Origin of the sequence: Nitrososphaera sp., assembly GCA_039938515.1 — an archaeon.
Classification (GTDB): domain Archaea; phylum Thermoproteota; class Nitrososphaeria; order Nitrososphaerales; family Nitrososphaeraceae; genus Nitrososphaera.
This window is the reverse complement of the sequence record JBDUUL010000012.1, coordinates 1-17,247: the sequence shown is the minus strand read 5'-3', so window position 1 is coordinate 17,247 and position 17,247 is coordinate 1. Positions and strand designations below refer to the sequence as shown.

21 protein-coding genes are annotated in these 17,247 nt (G+C 51.7%); 11 read left to right on the top strand and 10 right to left on the bottom strand.

Annotated features, from left to right (window positions below; translation table 11 throughout):
• Nucleotides 1-15 precede the first annotated feature (15 nt).
• On the bottom strand, nucleotides 16-864 hold the full coding sequence (locus ABI361_07185) for a hypothetical protein (protein ID MEO9320440.1): 849 nt from the start codon (nucleotides 862-864) through the stop codon (nucleotides 16-18).
• Nucleotides 865-1,024: 160 nt separating this feature from the next.
• Between ABI361_07185 and ABI361_07180 the strand changes: the two genes are divergently transcribed.
• Nucleotides 1,025-1,465, top strand: coding sequence for a bifunctional nuclease domain-containing protein (locus ABI361_07180; GenBank protein ID MEO9320439.1), 441 nt, complete (start codon nucleotides 1,025-1,027; stop codon nucleotides 1,463-1,465).
• On the opposite strand, the gene ABI361_07175 is transcribed toward ABI361_07180, so the two are convergent.
• The 4 genes from ABI361_07175 to ABI361_07160 all read right to left on the bottom strand — a co-directional run bounded on the left by ABI361_07175 (nucleotide 1,462) and on the right by ABI361_07160 (nucleotide 4,412).
• Nucleotides 1,462-2,559, bottom strand: coding sequence for a formate--phosphoribosylaminoimidazolecarboxamide ligase family protein (locus tag ABI361_07175; protein ID MEO9320438.1), 1,098 nt, complete (start codon nucleotides 2,557-2,559; stop codon nucleotides 1,462-1,464). The genes ABI361_07180 and ABI361_07175 overlap by 4 nt on opposite strands.
• Nucleotides 2,560-2,675: 116 nt before the next feature.
• Nucleotides 2,676-2,972: a twin-arginine translocase TatA/TatE family subunit gene (locus ABI361_07170; GenBank protein ID MEO9320437.1), complete on the bottom strand. Its 297-nt coding sequence runs from the start codon at nucleotides 2,970-2,972 to the stop codon at nucleotides 2,676-2,678.
• Between the two features lie 65 nt (nucleotides 2,973-3,037).
• Nucleotides 3,038-3,862: a twin-arginine translocase subunit TatC gene (gene tatC / locus ABI361_07165; protein MEO9320436.1), complete on the bottom strand. Its 825-nt coding sequence runs from the start codon at nucleotides 3,860-3,862 to the stop codon at nucleotides 3,038-3,040.
• An 88-nt stretch (nucleotides 3,863-3,950) separates the two neighbouring features.
• Nucleotides 3,951-4,412, bottom strand: a complete 462-nt coding sequence (locus ABI361_07160) for a hypothetical protein (protein ID MEO9320435.1) — start codon at nucleotides 4,410-4,412, stop codon at nucleotides 3,951-3,953.
• Between the two features lie 86 nt (nucleotides 4,413-4,498).
• Here ABI361_07160 and ABI361_07155 point away from each other — a divergent pair, with 86 nt between their 5' ends.
• From ABI361_07155 to ABI361_07140, 4 genes are all read left to right on the top strand, one after another.
• Nucleotides 4,499-5,020: a HEAT repeat domain-containing protein gene (locus ABI361_07155; protein ID MEO9320434.1), complete on the top strand. Its 522-nt coding sequence runs from the start codon at nucleotides 4,499-4,501 to the stop codon at nucleotides 5,018-5,020.
• Nucleotides 5,021-5,061: 41 nt separating this feature from the next.
• Nucleotides 5,062-5,391: a hypothetical protein gene (locus tag ABI361_07150; protein MEO9320433.1), complete on the top strand. Its 330-nt coding sequence runs from the start codon at nucleotides 5,062-5,064 to the stop codon at nucleotides 5,389-5,391.
• A 56-nt stretch (nucleotides 5,392-5,447) separates the two neighbouring features.
• A complete protein-coding gene (locus tag ABI361_07145) occupies nucleotides 5,448-5,600 on the top strand; it encodes a hypothetical protein (GenBank protein MEO9320432.1) in 153 nt (50 codons plus the stop codon).
• 65 nt (nucleotides 5,601-5,665) lie between these two features.
• Entirely contained in the window at nucleotides 5,666-6,889 is a 1,224-nt protein-coding gene (locus ABI361_07140) for an MBL fold metallo-hydrolase (protein ID MEO9320431.1), read from the top strand.
• A gap of 15 nt (nucleotides 6,890-6,904) precedes the next feature.
• Here ABI361_07140 and ABI361_07135 read toward each other — a convergent pair whose 3' ends face one another.
• Nucleotides 6,905-8,179: a M24 family metallopeptidase gene (locus ABI361_07135; GenBank protein MEO9320430.1), complete on the bottom strand. Its 1,275-nt coding sequence runs from the start codon at nucleotides 8,177-8,179 to the stop codon at nucleotides 6,905-6,907.
• Nucleotides 8,180-8,254: 75 nt separating this feature from the next.
• Nucleotides 8,255-8,968, bottom strand: a complete 714-nt coding sequence (locus ABI361_07130) for a hypothetical protein (protein MEO9320429.1) — start codon at nucleotides 8,966-8,968, stop codon at nucleotides 8,255-8,257.
• Between the two features lie 214 nt (nucleotides 8,969-9,182).
• Between ABI361_07130 and ABI361_07125 the strand changes: the two genes are divergently transcribed.
• The 3 genes from ABI361_07125 (at nucleotide 9,183) to ABI361_07115 (ending at nucleotide 11,854) form a co-directional block, all read left to right on the top strand.
• Nucleotides 9,183-9,611 carry a response regulator gene (locus tag ABI361_07125; protein ID MEO9320428.1) on the top strand — a complete coding sequence of 143 codons (429 nt, stop codon included), beginning with the start codon at nucleotides 9,183-9,185 and terminating at the stop codon, nucleotides 9,609-9,611.
• A 142-nt stretch (nucleotides 9,612-9,753) separates the two neighbouring features.
• Nucleotides 9,754-10,947 carry a glycosyltransferase gene (locus tag ABI361_07120; GenBank protein ID MEO9320427.1) on the top strand — a complete coding sequence of 398 codons (1,194 nt, stop codon included), beginning with the start codon at nucleotides 9,754-9,756 and terminating at the stop codon, nucleotides 10,945-10,947.
• 118 nt (nucleotides 10,948-11,065) lie between these two features.
• Nucleotides 11,066-11,854, top strand: a complete 789-nt coding sequence (locus ABI361_07115; GenBank protein MEO9320426.1) for a glycosyltransferase family 2 protein — start codon at nucleotides 11,066-11,068, stop codon at nucleotides 11,852-11,854.
• A gap of 33 nt (nucleotides 11,855-11,887) precedes the next feature.
• On the opposite strand, the gene ABI361_07110 is transcribed toward ABI361_07115, so the two are convergent.
• Nucleotides 11,888-12,109, bottom strand: coding sequence for a hypothetical protein (locus ABI361_07110; GenBank protein MEO9320425.1), 222 nt, complete (start codon nucleotides 12,107-12,109; stop codon nucleotides 11,888-11,890).
• A 139-nt stretch (nucleotides 12,110-12,248) separates the two neighbouring features.
• Here ABI361_07110 and ABI361_07105 point away from each other — a divergent pair, with 139 nt between their 5' ends.
• The 3 genes from ABI361_07105 (at nucleotide 12,249) to ABI361_07095 (ending at nucleotide 15,107) form a co-directional block, all read left to right on the top strand.
• Nucleotides 12,249-13,025: a DUF2334 domain-containing protein gene (locus ABI361_07105; protein MEO9320424.1), complete on the top strand. Its 777-nt coding sequence runs from the start codon at nucleotides 12,249-12,251 to the stop codon at nucleotides 13,023-13,025.
• 47 nt (nucleotides 13,026-13,072) lie between these two features.
• Complete coding sequence (locus tag ABI361_07100; protein ID MEO9320423.1) at nucleotides 13,073-13,669, top strand: GNAT family N-acetyltransferase; 597 nt, start codon at nucleotides 13,073-13,075, stop codon at nucleotides 13,667-13,669.
• A gap of 85 nt (nucleotides 13,670-13,754) precedes the next feature.
• Complete coding sequence (locus tag ABI361_07095) at nucleotides 13,755-15,107, top strand: glycosyltransferase family 2 protein (protein ID MEO9320422.1); 1,353 nt, start codon at nucleotides 13,755-13,757, stop codon at nucleotides 15,105-15,107.
• Nucleotides 15,108-15,134: 27 nt separating this feature from the next.
• On the opposite strand, the gene ABI361_07090 is transcribed toward ABI361_07095, so the two are convergent.
• Together ABI361_07090 and ABI361_07085 are read right to left on the bottom strand one after the other, a co-directional pair.
• The gene (locus ABI361_07090) at nucleotides 15,135-15,794 is read right to left on the bottom strand and encodes a hypothetical protein (protein MEO9320421.1); all 660 of its coding nucleotides are present in this window, start codon (nucleotides 15,792-15,794) and stop codon (nucleotides 15,135-15,137) included.
• Nucleotides 15,795-15,952: 158 nt separating this feature from the next.
• Nucleotides 15,953-17,247, bottom strand: a 1,295-nt coding sequence (locus ABI361_07085) for a hypothetical protein (protein ID MEO9320420.1), incomplete at its 5' end; no start/stop codon positions are given.

Below are 17,247 nucleotides of genomic sequence, written 5' to 3'. Positions count from 1 at the left end.
CCTAATGGCGTTCGGTCAATTGCCTGCTATCTTGCAGGAATGAATTGCCCTGATGCTCCTTGCCACTAGAAAAGGTGCAATGGCAAGTGCGGGAAGACCCGCAGCAATAAAGACAGTCTGAAACGGCGCCAGAATCGCGGCGCTCGTCGTCCCCGCTCCGACCGCGCCAATTCCAAGGGCCGCGGAAATCAGGCTACCTGCGCAGGTCGGGCAGCCCATGAATAGGCCGCTGGCTGCGCCGATGCCGCTTACAATCGATGTTCTCGCCTGAATTGTCTTTCTGAGTTCGTACGTGTAGACGCTCAGCGAAACATTGAATCCTACCATCAGCGAAACTACAGTAGCAAGTACCACATTGACGGGGATTACCAAAATGAGAAAGTGATCGGTAAGGTACGCAGTAAGCATGGGCATGTAACCCGGCGCTCCGCAGCACGGGGTGAGCGATATTGAGGGAACCGCAATCCCTTCCTGCGAAAGCGAAAGATCGGGTCGATAGACGAATATTTGAGACAGAAATGAAAAAAAGACCCCGTACGCCAGCGCGGCAACTACCATAATCTGCCAGGACCTTTTACTCAAGAACGCCCCTGTTATCATGGACATCAAGCCAGTTCCTCCTGCGGTCCGTAGTTGCTCGGACCTGAACAATAGACGCGCTCCATATAGAACTGAAGCCATGGAGGCTGCCGTCATGGCCAGCATGCCGAGAGCAAGGTTTTCCAGCTGCTGCGATGGCGCATTGCCCTCAGACGAGCCGGAGAGCCTGGAATAAATGATAAACGCGATGACAAGGGAAAAGACGCCCATGAACAATACTCTAAAGCCGCGTTCACGCATGCTCTGCGAGAGCTGTGCGTCCATTTCCAGTGATTTTGCGCGGACAGCCAAATAAACCGTTGGTGATAATCGTGCTCGCTACTCCGCTTGACAATGCCCAATCACAATGGGAAAAGAGGAAAAATCCAGATTCATATCGCTTCTACAAAGCCTTAATTCTTGGTGTGAACTATATCATCATGTCGTGTCAAGCTCCATTCAGGGCGAAGAGTATGTCGATGCAAAGATAAGCAAGGTAGGCTATGGGGACAATCTCGGATTGCAGGGAGTTGTCGTCCTGACCTCGTTTGACGGAAAGGAGTTTACCATGAGCGCATTTTCCGGGGAGGTTGCCCGGCACATTTCACGATTCCAGGAGGGCGACAAGAACAGCATTCCAACGATTTACAACCTCGTAGAGGAAATTGCAGTATCTCAAAACATGCTGCTAGAAGAGGTTCACATCTACCAGAGCGGAACTGACAGCGAGGGGCACGTAATCAGGGCGAATCTGTATTTCAGAAACAGAGGGAATACAGTTGTGCTCCGGAATTACAGGGCATCTGACGCCATCGCGCTGGCGGCCTATTACGACGCGCCTATCAAGGTGCGAAGCGGCCTTTTCAAGGAAGCAATAGAGCGTTAGGTAACAATCTCGCCCAATTTGCCCTGGGCAGTGGCGCTCTTGATTTCCATAGCTATCCTGCGTCCGACTCCAAAGGTTTCCCCATAGTAGTATTTAGTGTAGGGACTGGTAGTGGCCAAGATTGGATTTCCAGGGACACGAAGCGAAACATCGTAGACGACAAAGTCAAGGTCGACAGTCACTATACTCTGAAGCGAAATCGGCCCTATTATTCCCGGCGGATATTCTTTTCTTGCGGCGACAGAAAACTTGTCGCCCATTTCAAAGACCTTTTCAAGTAACGACTCTCTGATGCTCGCCGGCATGTGGCCCACTTCTATATTGCGGACCTCGGCGTCAAATTCCAGCTGCTGCCGCGCTGGAATTGAAACGAGGTCGTGAAGGTTCGTCTGTAGCCTGCGCTCGATCCCAAGAAATTCGGTCTCGCCGGTAATCGGCGAATGGAAGAAGTTGAGGTTAAAGTACGTGCCCGGAACGTATTCCTCTATCGTCGCCGCGTCCAAATCCTTTTTCGTCACGCGGCCGCTGTCTATTTTTTCTGCAGACTTGCGCTTGTAATCCTCATATGAGGTCACTATGAAAAAGGCTCGCTCCAGATTTCTTTTTGCTTCCTGAACCTTCACCATTGCGGGTCCGTCGATGTCCGATGGCCTGGCAAAGATCCTCGGGTGCCTTATTTTGGCCTTATCAAGCAGGTAGTACTGGTTGCGCGCTGCTGTTCTCTCCTCTGCCCTCAGCAACATCCTATTTCCGAAAACCGGCACCTTCAGGTTGTTCTCTATATTGTCGTATCCGAGGTAGGCGGTGAATGCTCTGTGCGCAACGATTATTGCATTTTGTTGCCTTAGCCGCTCCTGATTTTCTCGGTTAAGAACGTCGGAGAACTTTTCGACCAGCATTATCTCGTCTGCAAGCCGCTTGAACCGCCTGTACGGCAAATCGCGGCCCTTCTGGCATATGCATATGGTGGAGAGGTTTTCATCCTTTGCCCCGTCCATTATTTCAAGGGCCGAATGGCTGCCTATTGCAGCGACTGAAACCTTCTTGGGATCATACTGGTTAAGAATTGACGATACCTGCTGTAAAGTTATCAAATGAATACTAGCTCAAAGCTCTGCATTTGGCAGACCATATTTAATGAATACTGCAGGTGATGGTGACGTACGACGGTCGCAGGCGCAATACAAGAAGCCCCTTATGCAGAGCGCATTCAGACCTTTGCTTTGCCTTTGCTAATTTCAGACTCTATCGCGGCACGCAGCTCGTCGTCATTCTTGTTAGAGTAGTCGATCCCGAGGCTCACGGCTAGCTCCTCAAGTTTTTCCCTGCCCACTGAGGAGCCCTGATTTTGTGCCCGCTTGATTTCCTCGGCTGCTTCCCTCTTTCCTTTTTCATAATCGCCCTGTGCGCGGCCAACTGCCCTCGCAAGCTCGGGAAGTTTCTTCGACCCGACGAATAGGAGAATGCCGGCGGCCACGATTACAATGATAACATTCTCGTACGCCATAGCCAATCCTAAAATGCGCTCCCCGGCATATAGTCTTTATCGTAAAGGTGTCCGCATCCGGGGACTCACAGTTGCACGGGTCTTTCGCCGGTCTGACGTTCCGGGCCCTGAAGGCTGTGGGCTCTGCGCTCAACGACAAACATTCCTGCCAGATATAACCCGATCATGGGCAGAGAAACAAACCACATCGTTATCCCGCTTCCGTCTGGGGTAATAGCAGCGCCAAATATTGCTATTGCAATTATCGCATACCTTAAGTTATTTCGCCAGAATCTCGGTGAAATGGCTTCAGTCAGAGAGACCACGTACATTATGATCGGGAGCTGAAACGCCACGCCAAAGCCCACAAAGAACTGCATGACAAAAGCGATAAAGTCATTCACGTTGAGAAATGTCTCCACGCCTATTGCCTGCCCGTACTTGTAAAGGAAGTCAAGCGTAAATGGAATTACGAAAAGATATGAAAAAATTATTCCTGCCGCAAAGAGAACAAAGACGAAGAACAGGACCTTGGCGATGCTGCCTTTGGTCCTGCTGCTGATAGCCGGTGAAACAAAGCCCGATATTTCCATTACTATCACCGGGAGCGAAGCTAGCACGCCTAGAAGCAATGCAACGTTAAACTGCGCGAAAAATGCCTGTCCTGGTGCCGTCTGAATGAGGCGCACTTCATGTGGAAGAAGCGATTCCTGCATGTAATGAGTCAAGCCTACGGCAACGTTGTGAATCGGGTCTGGGAATGGATAAACTAAAGTTACGCCACCGTACTCGAACGTCCTTAGTCCAAAACTCATGCAGAAGAGCGAGACTACAATTACCGAGACGGCAATGTGAATTACCCTCCCGCGGAGCTCGTGGAAGTGCTCCATCAGGGTCATTTCTCCGCTCATCGAGTCTTTCCCTTCAGCGAGTACTAGCAGGCAGACGGGATATAATTATTGTCTGTCCATTCTTGCTAGACATGTGCGGATCTTAACCCTAATCGGGGCCAGTTATTGGGAGAGCCTTTGACGCAGGCAGGCCAAACTTGTCCTGGTCCACCTCATCCTTGTCTGCTTTCTCGAACTCAACCGTCAGCTCCACCGGGGCGTTGAACTTGAGGCTCAGCTCGTTTGCCAGGAGACCTATCGACTTTGCGTCCGTGAATTCTCTTGCTCCTTCAAGAAACGCCCTTGACTGGCGGTACTTTATCCTCCCGCCGAACTTTGACTGAAGGAAAGCGAGGACGCCTTCTACTGTCTGCTTAGGAATCTCGTTGAAGTACACTCCAAGTCCGTTGACCGGCTCTTTGTCAAACGGGATTCCGTACCTGAACCAGAATACCCCGAAATGCTCGAACTCGCCCTGCATGCATTTGATATCCCAATGGTTGGCTTTTTCGGCCGGATAGTTTGCATTTAACAGGTCGTTTATTGTGAGACGCCAGAACCTTACGCGCATCGGCAACAGATACCTCAGGCATTATTTATAATAACCTTGAGATTCAAAACACAAAAAAGTAACACCGACACAAGTGGGTTTGCAACATGACGACAAAACCTGCCTCCTCTGCAACTACTGGTGCGGCCTCACCGGATAGGCTTTCACTCTTTGAAGAGATGGAACGGCAATTTGAGAGCAATAATCAAGGATACTTTAAGGGCCTTTTAACGCACCCGGACAGCATAGTCCGCACGCGGGCAGTATGCATTCTCGCAGAAATTGCCGGCGAGAACGCAGTAGAGCCCATTGGCAGGGTTTTGCTTCACGACAGGAATGCCCTTGTACGTCACGAGGCGGCTTTTTCATTGGGCCAGCTCGGGCTGACAAGCGGCATTGGAGCCCTTGGTGAGGCCGTGAAGCATGACCCGAGTTTTTTCGTGAGGCATGAGGCGGCAGTGGCCATGGGCGTCATAGGGTCTGAGGATGCACGCGAAATCTTGCTTGGGGCCCTGGAAAAAGACGAGAGTGAGGAGGTAAGGGAGTCCGCAGAGGTGGCGCTTGCAAACCTTGATTATATCAGAGAAACCCAGAGCACGAGTAGATTCACGAGAATGACGGGCGGCTAGCTATAATAATCGGACAATGTCAATGTCCTAGCTACACTGCTATGATGGAAAACAACGCAAAACGGGCTAATGATTCCGTATGGCTGCGCAACCTCAAAGGCAGCTGGCGTGATGTAGACTGCCCTTGCGGGAGCACTTTTCATTTTGCAGGCAAGATGGACGACCTATTTTCCTGGGAGCGGATTCACTTGAGACACATGGCTACGGATTTTGAGAACCACGAAATGCTTTCGTTTTATCCAAAAGACATGGTCATAATCTATCATTCCACCAGCGGATACGTCCTTGAGCGTAGAAAGCACAAGAGAAGCGAGATTGGAGAATTGAACAATGCCCGGCTATACGGGCACGTGAAGCTCGCAGGAGTATAGCAGCTCCTCAGTCCAGCTGCTATAACTCCTATAAGCCATACATGATAAACCGTCTCATGGGTATTTGCGCCGAGAAGTGGGTTTGTCCCAGATGCAAGAGGGTTGTTGGCGGCAGCCTGGGCGAACTCAGGAACCACTACAAGAGGATTCACTTCGTAAAGGCTAAAGTGGAAAAGCCGGTGATCGCAGGTCAGGCAGCGGCGGCCTAGAAAATCAGCGAAGAACCAGCCTTTAGGTTTAAGTAGGATGCTCCTTGTCTAGTACTGGATTAGACATGGAAGGTGCCTTGCTTATTCGTGTAAACGGGGTGCTCACGAAGCAGTCACAAGAAGGCGCATGCTCTTCTTGTTCCATAGTTGGAAATTCGGACGGAAGAAGATTTCACGTACTCGTCGGGGCGGGTCCGGGGGTTGAATCTAGCTTGAAGCAAGCTTCAGATGACATCGGATCTTCTCCGGATGCGATACTTATCACTCATGGGCACAAGGATCAGTACGCCGGGATCGAGTCCATCCTTGCGGCTGCGCAAGGCAGGGAATTGAAGGTATACTGCACCAAAGAGTGTGCCGACCAGATTTTGAAAGACTCGCCGGCTTTGTCCGGACGGATTTCGCACGTAGTTCCTTCTCAGTCATTTGATCTCGGCCCCTTTTCGATCGTACCGGTTCAGGCAGAGCACTCGGGCGATTTTGGAAGCTCGCCGGGTGCGGTTATTTACGTAGTCAGGTACGCCGGTAGTAAGATAATCTGTGGTTGGGATTTTCTCACGCTGCCAAACGTCGATGCAAACCTGATGTGGAATCCCGACCTGCTCATTGTCGGAACGGAGAGTTATAACGAGCACCCGTCGACTGGAACTATATCGGTTTCCGAGGCGTACAACCTTGTTCGCCGGTGGAATGCAAAGGACACCTACATCCTAGGATACACCGGCGAAAAGGATACGGAGGACGCTCGCAACCAGTGGTTCCGGGGCCCGACCCGCCCTATGCCTCTTGACGATTTGCAAAAGACAGTTGACGAGCATTTGCGCGTCAGCGGGGGCGAGGGCAAGTACTCCATCACTGTTGCCCGGCAGGGCATGGTCTGGCGACCCAAGGCAGTAGCACAAGTTCACGATGAACCAGTATCCGACTCTATCGAGGTTGAGGCGATAGAGAAATACGTCCTCAGACTCTTAAAGAAGGAAAACGGTGGACTCGTATTTACTGTCGAGGACAGCATCAACCGGCATGAGATGGAGTTCTCTTCCCCACGATTAGCGGATGAGGGCCGCCGCCTGATTGCGGAGCCCATAAAAGGTTTCATGATGAAAGGCCCTGAACTCGATATGTCAATTTCGATGCAAGGCGAAGAATCGATTGTCAAGGTCAGCATTGTGAAAGGGAAAAAGGCAGTACTTGCCGATAATATTCGGATTGCGCAGCGTGACGCCCAGCGGCTACTGCGTTACCTGAACCATAATTTCGCCTCAAATAAAATCAGCGCATCTGTGTAGGTTACAGGTGCGCCGCTACCGGTTTCCTACTTCTACAAGCTCCTTTTCAAATCGAGAGATCTCTTCGAGGCTTCCGTCCTGGCGCACGACATAATTTCGTTCATAGAGTATTGGCCCGTATTCTGTCATGGTAAACCATTCCGGCGCAATCACCATGCCCGGCTTCAGTACCAGACTCGGGTCAGTGAAAGTGCCAAAGTATGGCGGCTCGACCATAAGATAACCCAAGTTGTGACCGAGAAAGATTTCTGGCTCTAGCGGATTCTGAAGACCGTTTTTCTTCATGAGAGCCATCACCTGCCGGGCAATCTCCGAAAAAGGCTTGTTCTGCCTGAAGAAATCCGGTATTGCCTGATCGTAAGTTTTTTTCATTGCGCCAAATGTGTGCAGCTGCTTCGAGTTGGCGCTTCCGTAGACAAGAAGCTGGTCATAGTCCGCATGGTAGCCGTTGTAAACAGCCCCGCCGTCTACCCACTGCACATCGCCATCTTTCATCAGCCTGTCGGGGTACTGCCTTTTGAAAAGGGCGTATGAGGGGTGAGTCCATACGAGTGCGTTTCCCGACTCGGTGGAACCACAATCATACTGGCATCTTTCCATAAGTGCGGTGAGTTCCAGCTCGTTCATGCCTTTCTGCACATTCCTAAAGAACATGGCAAAGGCCCTGTTCTGGATGTCTGAAGCGATCCTCAATGATTCTATCTCCCGGTTTGACCGCAAAATTCGAGTGCGCTGAAAAAGATCAGTGGCATCAGTTACACGTGCGGATCCAGCAAGCAGCTTGGCTAGGTTCTGATATTGAGGCACCAACATGGACTCATAGTCTCCGAAATCTAGGCCGATTCTCTTTCCATCCGAGCTGTCCGAGATAAGATGCTCGCTTCTCAGAGCGTCAACAAGTGAGGGAACCCTGTCCTTCGTTGGATGATGGGTGTAGATCCGGGAGATAGTGGTCTCCTTTTCATAGGAGACCAGGGCACCAGCGTTTCCCACTATCACGGGTTCGCCGGATTGAGGCACTAGGACCCAAGGATAGCTTGCGGCATGAATAAATTCAGGAGTCTTTCGATGGGAGGGCGAACCCAGGTAACCTGACGTCCAAAAAATGTTGACAGGCGCCGTCGCAATGGCCACGTCGAGCCCTGAGTCTTTCATCGCCAGGCGGAGTCTTTCAAGCCGCGATTCAAACTCTGCTTTCGGGAAAAGCGGCTTCATTGAGCCGGGCTGGGTATCGGTTGTGTCGTGGCGCTTGGAAATTTGCTCGACGCGCTCAGTGATAGCTTCTTTCATTCCTGAAATACCTTGCTAGAGCCGTTCCTCCTGCTATTAAGAATGATCGCCGCGGAGTCGGCCTTCGGGTTCCGTTCAGGTCGAAAGGCCTGATGCGCCAAATACAAGCCGCGTGCTTGGGCCGACTATTGCCACAAACTCTGGCTGGTTGCTGCGTCGCAGCACGTCTGTCGAGGTGGGGGAAAGTATGCGGAGCACTATAAACGGATACCAGACGCCGCCAAAGTACGGAACGACAATAGCCTGGCCTGCCACAAGCGGCATCCCCCTCAAAGCCCGGGCGAGATAAGCTTCGTCAATCGCCGCTGGCACTTTGGGGACCAACGGGTCTAGGATTATTTCGCGCTCAGTTGAGTCGGGTACAGCTTGGACGACTTTAATAGATGAGCAGGGCATGAGGTCGCCCAGTGCCAAGCCAAGGTTGGTGCGCATCACCCTATCCATCCTGATTACAGGCTCTACCTCCATTATCTCGGAGTCGAGGCAGAGGGCTGCGGCCCTGAAACCGTTGGCGCCCGCAATAACCACAATATCGCCTACCTTGATTCCAAGCAGGATTAATGACGAGGCGTCAATCCTGATTATGTTGCGACCTGCATCGGTGGATTTTGCCTCGCCCACGCGCAGCTTGTGCACGTAGACCTCGTCATCCGGCCGCGCAGGAGGCACAACGTCTTGCGAGATGGGCCTTCTCATGAATTTATCCCAGGCCTCGTTATGTTTTGAGGTATTGTCGCTGTTGATAACCGGCCGTTTCCTCTCGGGCACCATTCCTGCGGAAGGTTCCATGGTTATACCCGCACCTGCCCGGGCTATTAAGAGTAGATTAACTATGTGAATTAACTATGTTATCCATACATATCCTTAGAAAGAGCAGGATTCTCTGCCTCTTGCACAATATCTGAAAGCAATAGCCCTCAAAAAGGGAAATTGTGGTTTAGTGTAGTGCTCTAAACAGACATGAGCCTATAGGGCAAGGATCGCAACTAGTCCCAAATTGCGAATGCTGGTAGCCGAGGATGAGGAGCCAATAGCTCTTGTCTACAAGAGCCTGCTTGAGTCCATAGGCCACGAGGTTGAGATTGCAAAGGATGGCATCGAATGCCTCCAGATGATTGAAAATGCAAAAAAACCATATGATATAGTGATTCTGGACTATCGGATGCCGAGAAGAGACGGTGTTGCTGTGGCAGCCGAGATCCAGTCCCGCTGGCCGCGGCAAAAGATACTTTTGATCAGCGCTTTTGTGGATGACGTGGTGCACGAGTCGGTAAGGTCACTCGAGCACCCGGTTGTTTGCCTCCAGAAACCCATAGACCTTGACGCGTTTGGAAGCATAGTCGAGTCTGAAGCAGAAGCTGACAAGAACCAGACCGAAGACAGTTCGGACTTTCACAAGCCTCGAAAACGCCACGTAGATTCAGCAAATTGAGGCCGTGACAGACTTTCAATTGATAGGCTGGTCAACCGGGGTGTTAAACCTAGAAATCCCGCTCCGGTTATGTGTTCCGGCTAAATCAGTGTATGAATTCTTGTCTAATTGGTAAATGCCCGGCGTCCGTCGCGATGTGCGGATGCAACAGCCTAGCAGGGACCATGAACAAAAATCTGACGGCGGCAGCGTTGCCGCGAAGGCGGCAATTCAGAAAAGCAGCGTTCGCGTCAGACCAGTGTTTCTTGTTTGGGCACCGTCAAGCCCAAGAGCAGAAGGTCTCTCTAGTGCTCTCGGCGCCGAGCTAATCCTCCTTAGCTACAGGTTCAAGAGAAAGTGGTATACGCCGGTAAAATATCCGCTACTGCTTATGAAAAGCATTTCAGCCTTGAAAGCGAGAAGACCTCGCCTAATAATATGCCAGGAGCCGTCTCCTTTCTGCACAATTTCTGCCCTGCTGTATCGCTCACTGTTTGAGAGAAATGCAAGAATAATTGTGGACGCCCATACCGCCGACTTTGAACCTCCTTGGTCGAGGCTAATGGCCATTCACAGGAAAATCCTGGGAAGAGCGAGCCTGGTCATAGTTACAAATAACGGGCTGAAGCAAAGGGTAATGTCGAGGTACTCTGTGAAGAGATGTCAAGTGCTTGCAGACAGAGTGCCTGCCACTGCTGAAAGGATTCGAACCGACAATGACCTCAGCAAACCATCAAGATCATCCTTCAAGGTGGCAGTGGTCTGTTCCTTTGCGCCCGACGAGCCAATAAGAGAGGTAATCGCGGCTGCCTGCCTAGTGCCGGAGGCAACGTTTTACATCACAGGCGACTCCAGGCATGCGGAAAAATTCGGGGTGGCTCCTCGCGGCAAAAATAATGACGGCAACGTGGTTTTCACAGGATACCTGCCCAAGTCCGACTACCTTTCGCTGCTCTCAGACGCCGATGCTGTAATGGCACTTACAAACCGCGACGACACGATGCTTTCCGGAGCAGCCGAGGCGCTGGGGCTTGCAAGGCCACTCATAACTTCCTCATGGCCTGCACTGAAGGAATACTTTGACAGGGGCACACTTTATGTTGACAATAGCCCGGGCCAGATAGCTGCCGCGGTCAGGAGAGCAATGAGCAACCTTCCCAGGCTGACTGAGGAAATTGATGAGCTTAGACTTGTCAAGCAGCAGGAGTGGCTGCAGCAATTTGCAGAGGTTAGAGCAACCCTGAACGCAGTTGCCCCCGATTCAGGTGTTTTGCCTGCTACAGACAGGCCTGTTCAAGCCGTTTCATCAGGCAGCGACAGCAGCGCAAATGGAATTTCCGGTTCAGAGGCAACTTGAACTTCAAAAAGCTTCTGCGAAGAGTTTTAGAATTGAATCATCACTAATCCGACTATGCTACTTGCACTTGTACGAATGCACTCAACCGTTAAATTTGCAGGAAGCAAGAATCAGAGTGTTGTTATCGTCTCAGGAGAACAAGAATGCCGCTGTCGATGTTGTAATTAGAACTCGCAACTCGTCAGAACTCTTGAGTCAATGTCTTGACTCGATATTTGCAGAGATCCCCGTCCGCAAGGTGATCATAGTTGACGGCGGGTCGACTGACGATACGCTGAAAATAGCCTCCAGCTATCCCGGCGTGGAGATATACGTAAAGCCGGAACTCAACCTGGGCCAAGCAACACAGTTCGGCTTTAGCGTCGCAAAGGCGGACTGGGTCGCCGTGATTGACTCGGATATGGTGCTTCAAAAGGGATGGTTTGACGAGATGTCCAAGTACATGGACCAGGCCGACGCCATAGAGGGTTGCAGGATAGAGTACTACAGGCTGAGGCGAGTGCAGAACTTGACCAAGGTGCGCTATGGTGTTTTCGGACAGACGTTGCTAAAACGCAGTTACCTTCAAGACATCAACCTCGACCTCCCGCATGGCGAGGATGCAGCAACCAAACACTATTTTGACTCCAAAGGCCTGAAGTGGCTCAAGGTCGAGAACTACCTTGCAGAGCATTATCCCAAATTCGAGACAAACGTGTATCGCCGCACCGGCACCGTGATAGCAACGGTTCCCAGGTATGTACCAAAGAAGCAGCAGATCGAGGAGGGCCATGTTTACAAAAAGTACAAGATGGTCACGACCAAGGAAGTTATCTGGCAAATGCTAATCCGGAGCACTGCGCGAGAGGCGTACATCGCATTTCGGACAAAGATATGGTTCGTACTCGCGTACCTTGGGCTGATATGAGCCCGCGTTTAGTCTATGGCAGCCCGTAAATACTCACTCGGTCTTTGTCTTTTTCCACAGCTGGATCTGGCCGCCATAGATTTCACCATCATATACAAATGACGGCACCTGCGAATAGTAACCCTCGCGGCCGGTCTTGAACTGCTTTGGCGCAAGCGGTATCTCGTGCTCAGATCCGTCGGGCATTCTTATTGTCGCGTACGCAAATTTTTGCTTTGTCTTGCCGCTGTTAGCATCACTCCCACTGGAACTCATGCAGGTAGCCATAGAGCAGAGCCATGCTATAAAATTTTTAGTCGAGCTGCAGTCTCTGCCATTTGATACAGCTGAAAAATTAGCTAATGAATTTCTTTTATCATTGTTAAATAAAATTCAAGCTCCAAGCTAGCTCGGCATGAAGGACGTAGTCACGGATTACTGGGTCAACTACAAGATGGCGACGATTGAAATGGACGAGCTCGGGGTCGCCGAACATGCGCTCAAGAGCAAGTTTGCCACAGTTACAATCCATGACGTGACTCCCGCGTACGAGAGCAGGATAGTTCGTGCTGCAGAGCTCCTGAGCAAGCTTGAAGTTCCTTTCGGCTTTGCCATGATACCCCTCTTCAGGTCAAATGAAAAGTTTGACATCAGCAACAATCAGAGATGGCTAGGAAGTATTTTGTCATACAACCAACCCGTAGTTCTGCACGGCCTCTACCACGAGGATGTCCAGGGCAATATCGAGGATTTCCACAATTTCTCTTACGTCGCTGCAGTTGACCACTTGAGAAAAGGCCAAGCAATCCTTTCAAAGTCCGGAATCACCCCGGGTGTTTTTGTTCCGCCAACATGGGCGGTAAACAAGTACACCATCGATGCCCTGCAACAAACGGGCTTTTCGCTGGTTGAAACTGATCAGGAGATCCTCCTGCTCAGAAAAAATACCCGGCTTCACTGCTCCATTCTTAACTGGGACAGGGGATCCCCCTACTTCAACGCATTGAGTTTGGGCCTTAACAGGCGGAAGTTCAGGGACAAGATTCTGAATAACAGCCAGATGGTCAGACTGGCTATTCATCCCAAGGATGACGACCGCGCGCTGGCAGACCAGTCGGAAATGATAACGAGCCTCAAAGAAATGAACTACAATTTCCTTGATTATACTAACCTGACGCGTTTCTTTGGCTGAGGCGGCCTGAAATCCAAATAAGAATTGCGGCGGAGGATCTAGCCATAATGCCGAATGACCTTCCAGTCACTGGTTCAAGCTCTGGTTCTGAACAAAGTACAACCGCTCCCTCGGGCACCACCAGAGGAATTCTTGATGCAACCGCTATCCCGAAAATCGCGATATCTGAACTTGAAGAGGAGGACATTACTTTGGGTTTTCTCGACTCTCTAGACAATCTCATTCCTGGCACTTCGCGGCTTCAGCCCGGACATGCCAGGGAAATCCTCAAAGAAATCAAATCAAATCCATTACACAAAATCTTTGTCGCGACGACAAGTGCTCCGACTCAAGAGGAGAGGCCACCCTTTGCATCGAGGCAGGTCGTTGGCACGACAACCCTCCTTATCGAACCCAAGTTCATTCTTGGAGGAAGCAGGGTGGGACACATCGAAGATGTCAGTGTTCGAACGGGCTTTGAAAAGCTAGGCATCGGGGCAAAACTCGTATCACATGCAGTACTCCAAGCTGAAAAGGCTGGCTGTATCAAGATAGTCCTGGACTGCTCCGACTCGACAATGCGGTTTTATGAGAAGCTGGGCTTTTCCTACCAGGACAACTGTATGAAGAAATCACCCTCGTCAGGTGCCGCTCAGTCGACTTAGCACAAGAATGTCTCGGACTAGGTGTCAGATTTGAACTGTACTTTTCGTGCCTTTGCTTATATCAAATTCTGACCACATATCTGGCATGCTAGACAGCCCCTTTCTGAACGCCGTCTCGTTGTTTGTTGTACAGAATTACGATGTGCTGCCTACGGCGCTATTGGGCGGTATTCTAGCAGCCGCAGCTGCATGGGTTGTACTAATCTCAAAGTCCCTGAGCTCGCACTTCAGGACTCCTTCAATCCAATCAGCGGGCAGAAAGAACCCCGTACGTCCAAAGCGCGATTGGCTAGCGCTGAGGCGGCTCCGCACAATACCGCTTCCGCTCGTAAGTGTTATTGTCCCGGCCCGCAACGAAGAGGAAAGTATCCGCGAGTGCCTAATCTCAATTCTACTCCAGCGCGACGCAAATTTCGAGGTCATAGCCATAGACGACAATTCCACCGACAGGACGCTTGCCATCATGAGGGAATTGGAAGCGCAGACGCAGTTCAGCGGCAAGCTGCGGGTGTTGAGCATTGACACCAAACCAGACGGATGGACCGGGAAGACATGGGCGTCTCAGCAGGGCTATCTTCACAGCCGGGGAAAGGTATTGCTGTTCATGGATGCCGACGGCCACCTTGATAACCCGGAAGCTATCCGCCTCACGCTTGAGGCGATGCTGTCAGAGAATCTCGACGTTCTCACAGGTGTGCCGTTTCTGCCTCTCAGGGACTTTTGGTCAAAGATCGTGATGCCAGTCTGGAACCTCTACTCTGAAGTGTCTGGTAGGGGGATTGCAGACGCAAACGATCCGGGATCAAAAGTCGCTTTTGTCATGGGCAGCTATTTTATGATACGAAAGAGGGCGTTTGAAAGTGTCGGAACCTATGCGCGCGTCAAGGATGAGATCCAGGAAGACGCAAGCATGGGCAGGCTTCTCAAGCAGGGCGGATACAGGATCAAGATGTTCAAAATAGACTCTCTGGTGACAGCACTGTGGTCGCGGGATCTTGCGACTCTTTGGAGCGGAATCAGGCGGACGGTGATTCCGATTGCGATGCGGCAAAAGAGGGCGCCCCTCCTCCAGCAGTTTGCCATGATCGGAATGATAATCTTCCCATTCTTGCTGTGGCCATTTTCTGCAATCCATGGGCTTGCTGCATCTGGAGGCACACACCAACCTGCGGGCGTGTGGTCGGCGCTGTTTATCGCTGACTCGGCGCTGTGCCTTGCGGTCATTATTACCACCGCCGTGAAGGGCATTTGGAAGTACAGGCAGTCGCCAGCCTACTCCCTGCTTTGCGCCATGGGAGCGTTGTTCCTGGTAGTTTGCGCAGCCTATTCAGTTGCGCCAATAATATTTGGCAAGGGTGCCAAGCCTGTCTCCTGGAGGGGCCGACCCCACACCTTCCCCCCGCAAGGACAGGGCGAGCCGGAAGCTGCGCCGGCGTGATGTTCTTCGCGTGGCAGAAGGTAGTTCTCAGCTTGGCATCCGCAGGCTGTCAAGCTGAGCCAAAACTGAGTTTAGGGAGCTTTCCAAATTCCTCAAGTCCTTCTGTCTGAATATAATAAACTTGAGGTCCTGCACTTCCGGCCTCATTCTCTGCCATTCCGTCTCTTCGTCAGACGCGAGTCCTTCGCCTCCGTCTGCAGAGCTTAATCGAGTGCGGAAGAGGACAAAAGCCGAGTAGTCTGAGAGATAGAATGCTGATCTCTTGACTCTCCTTCCCGATGCCAGGCGCGACAGGACAAGGTAGTCGTACGAGACGCCCTTCTCAGATAGGTGGTCTGCAATTCGCTGCTCTGCAATGCTGCTGACGGATTCGCCTTTCTTTGTAAGTACCGGGGCATGAACCGCAGGTTTTGAGCTCTTTGGTTTGGAAGGCTTTGCTTTGAACAAGCCCGAAAGGTTGAGTGACAAACCACCCGTGGTCTTTGGCTTTGGATTGAGGTCTGGAATCTTGGGCGACCGCTTGGACAAAAAGTAGCTTGCTGCGTACGCAGGCCCGCCGACTACTGCATTGAGAAAAATCAGCCCCACGACTGACTGGATCGTAGGTCCGCTCATCAGGACGCTGAACGCGAGCAAACCGTCAACTGCGAGAAGCGCGAAAATGACAATGCGCTTCGGACTGAGCATGATCGCTTTGTTGCTGGTTTGCTTTAAGATAATTTGTGTGTGTATGCTAGTACTACTACTTACGGAGGCGGACCGGTGTGGATTTCGCCGGCTTGAGATTCTCAGCAAGAACGGCAAAAAAAAGAGAAGGGCGGGGCTTGCCGGACTTCCTTTTCGTCCTATGCGCCCGACATGCTGTATACATCGCCGGCGAACAGCGAGCCTGAGCCGCCTGAGGCAATGGCCGTGCTCCCATCAGGGCCGTAAAGCACCACTGATCCAGCCAGCGGCATATGGTAGGCGCCGACATCGACCCGCGCGGAGCCATCTGAACTCACAGTAGCACTGGAGACTACCCTCGAGTCAGTGCCCACGACCTTTACAACGTCACCTGGAGGCGCATTTGTAACGGTAATGTACTGATTTGCAGCCGAGTAGTAGTCCCTGTATGAACTAGACAGCATTCCAGACTGCGTTGACGACTGGACCTCCAGGTAGGCGTTAAACGGCGCAGGCATTTGGAGGTCTAAACTGCTGCTCGAATAAACGAGGCTGCCGTCCAGGTAGACCTGCAGATAGTTGGAGCCGTTGGTGACTATAGTGCAGTCCCTTGATGATGGTTGGCCTGAACTTGTATCCATCCAGAGTGTTTGGAACGATGTTGCCTGCACAGTGTTGCCGGTGGTTCTGATTACTGCCCAGACCGGGCCGGATGGTGTAAGTGAGCCCACGCAGGTGACATAGTTGATCAGGCCGTTTGCGGTCTGCACATAGAGACCTGTATTGAATGAGTTGTCGCCAAGAGATGAGGAGCCAAGAGATAGGACGGCATGGTAGAGGTTTGAGGGCTCCTTGGGAGTTTCGGCATAGAGGCCTGCCCATTGGCCCGGCCCGAGAGCCTGAACGGCCAGCTTCAGCCCTGAAGACGCATCCATAGAATATGAATATGGCGCGCCTTGAGATGGCCCGGAGCCGAAGTAGATCCAGGAGTTTGGATTGTTTGCTGCAAGTTGACCCGAGTCAAAGTTCCCACTGGTGAGCGAATCATATTCCTGGATTCCGGAGCTGACTTTGGTCAATGAGCCTGTCGATACCGAGACTTGAGTGGGGGGAGGAGTAGATGGCGGTTGAGGAGCTGGCTGGGGCGTTGATGGAGCAGCGGGTGCAGGGCTTGAAGGGGTGCTTTGGGGAGAAGTTGCAGCAGTTGTCGTTACTGATGAGGGGGACGGTGTTGACTGGATGGGCGCCAAAGCCGCAGTACTGGTGGGAGCGGCTTTCGCCGCGGGGGCCACCGTAGGGGAAGCAGGTTGGGGGGCGCAAGCTGTGGGAGCTTCTGACGAGCTTCTATATACGGCCGTCAGCGTTGTGTCCGAACTTATTGCAATGTTCCTTGTCGACGGACCTGACGAGTCTGCCCAGTGGTCAAAGACGTACCCTCCATAGCTGACGGGCATTATCGTATAAGTCAGGCCGC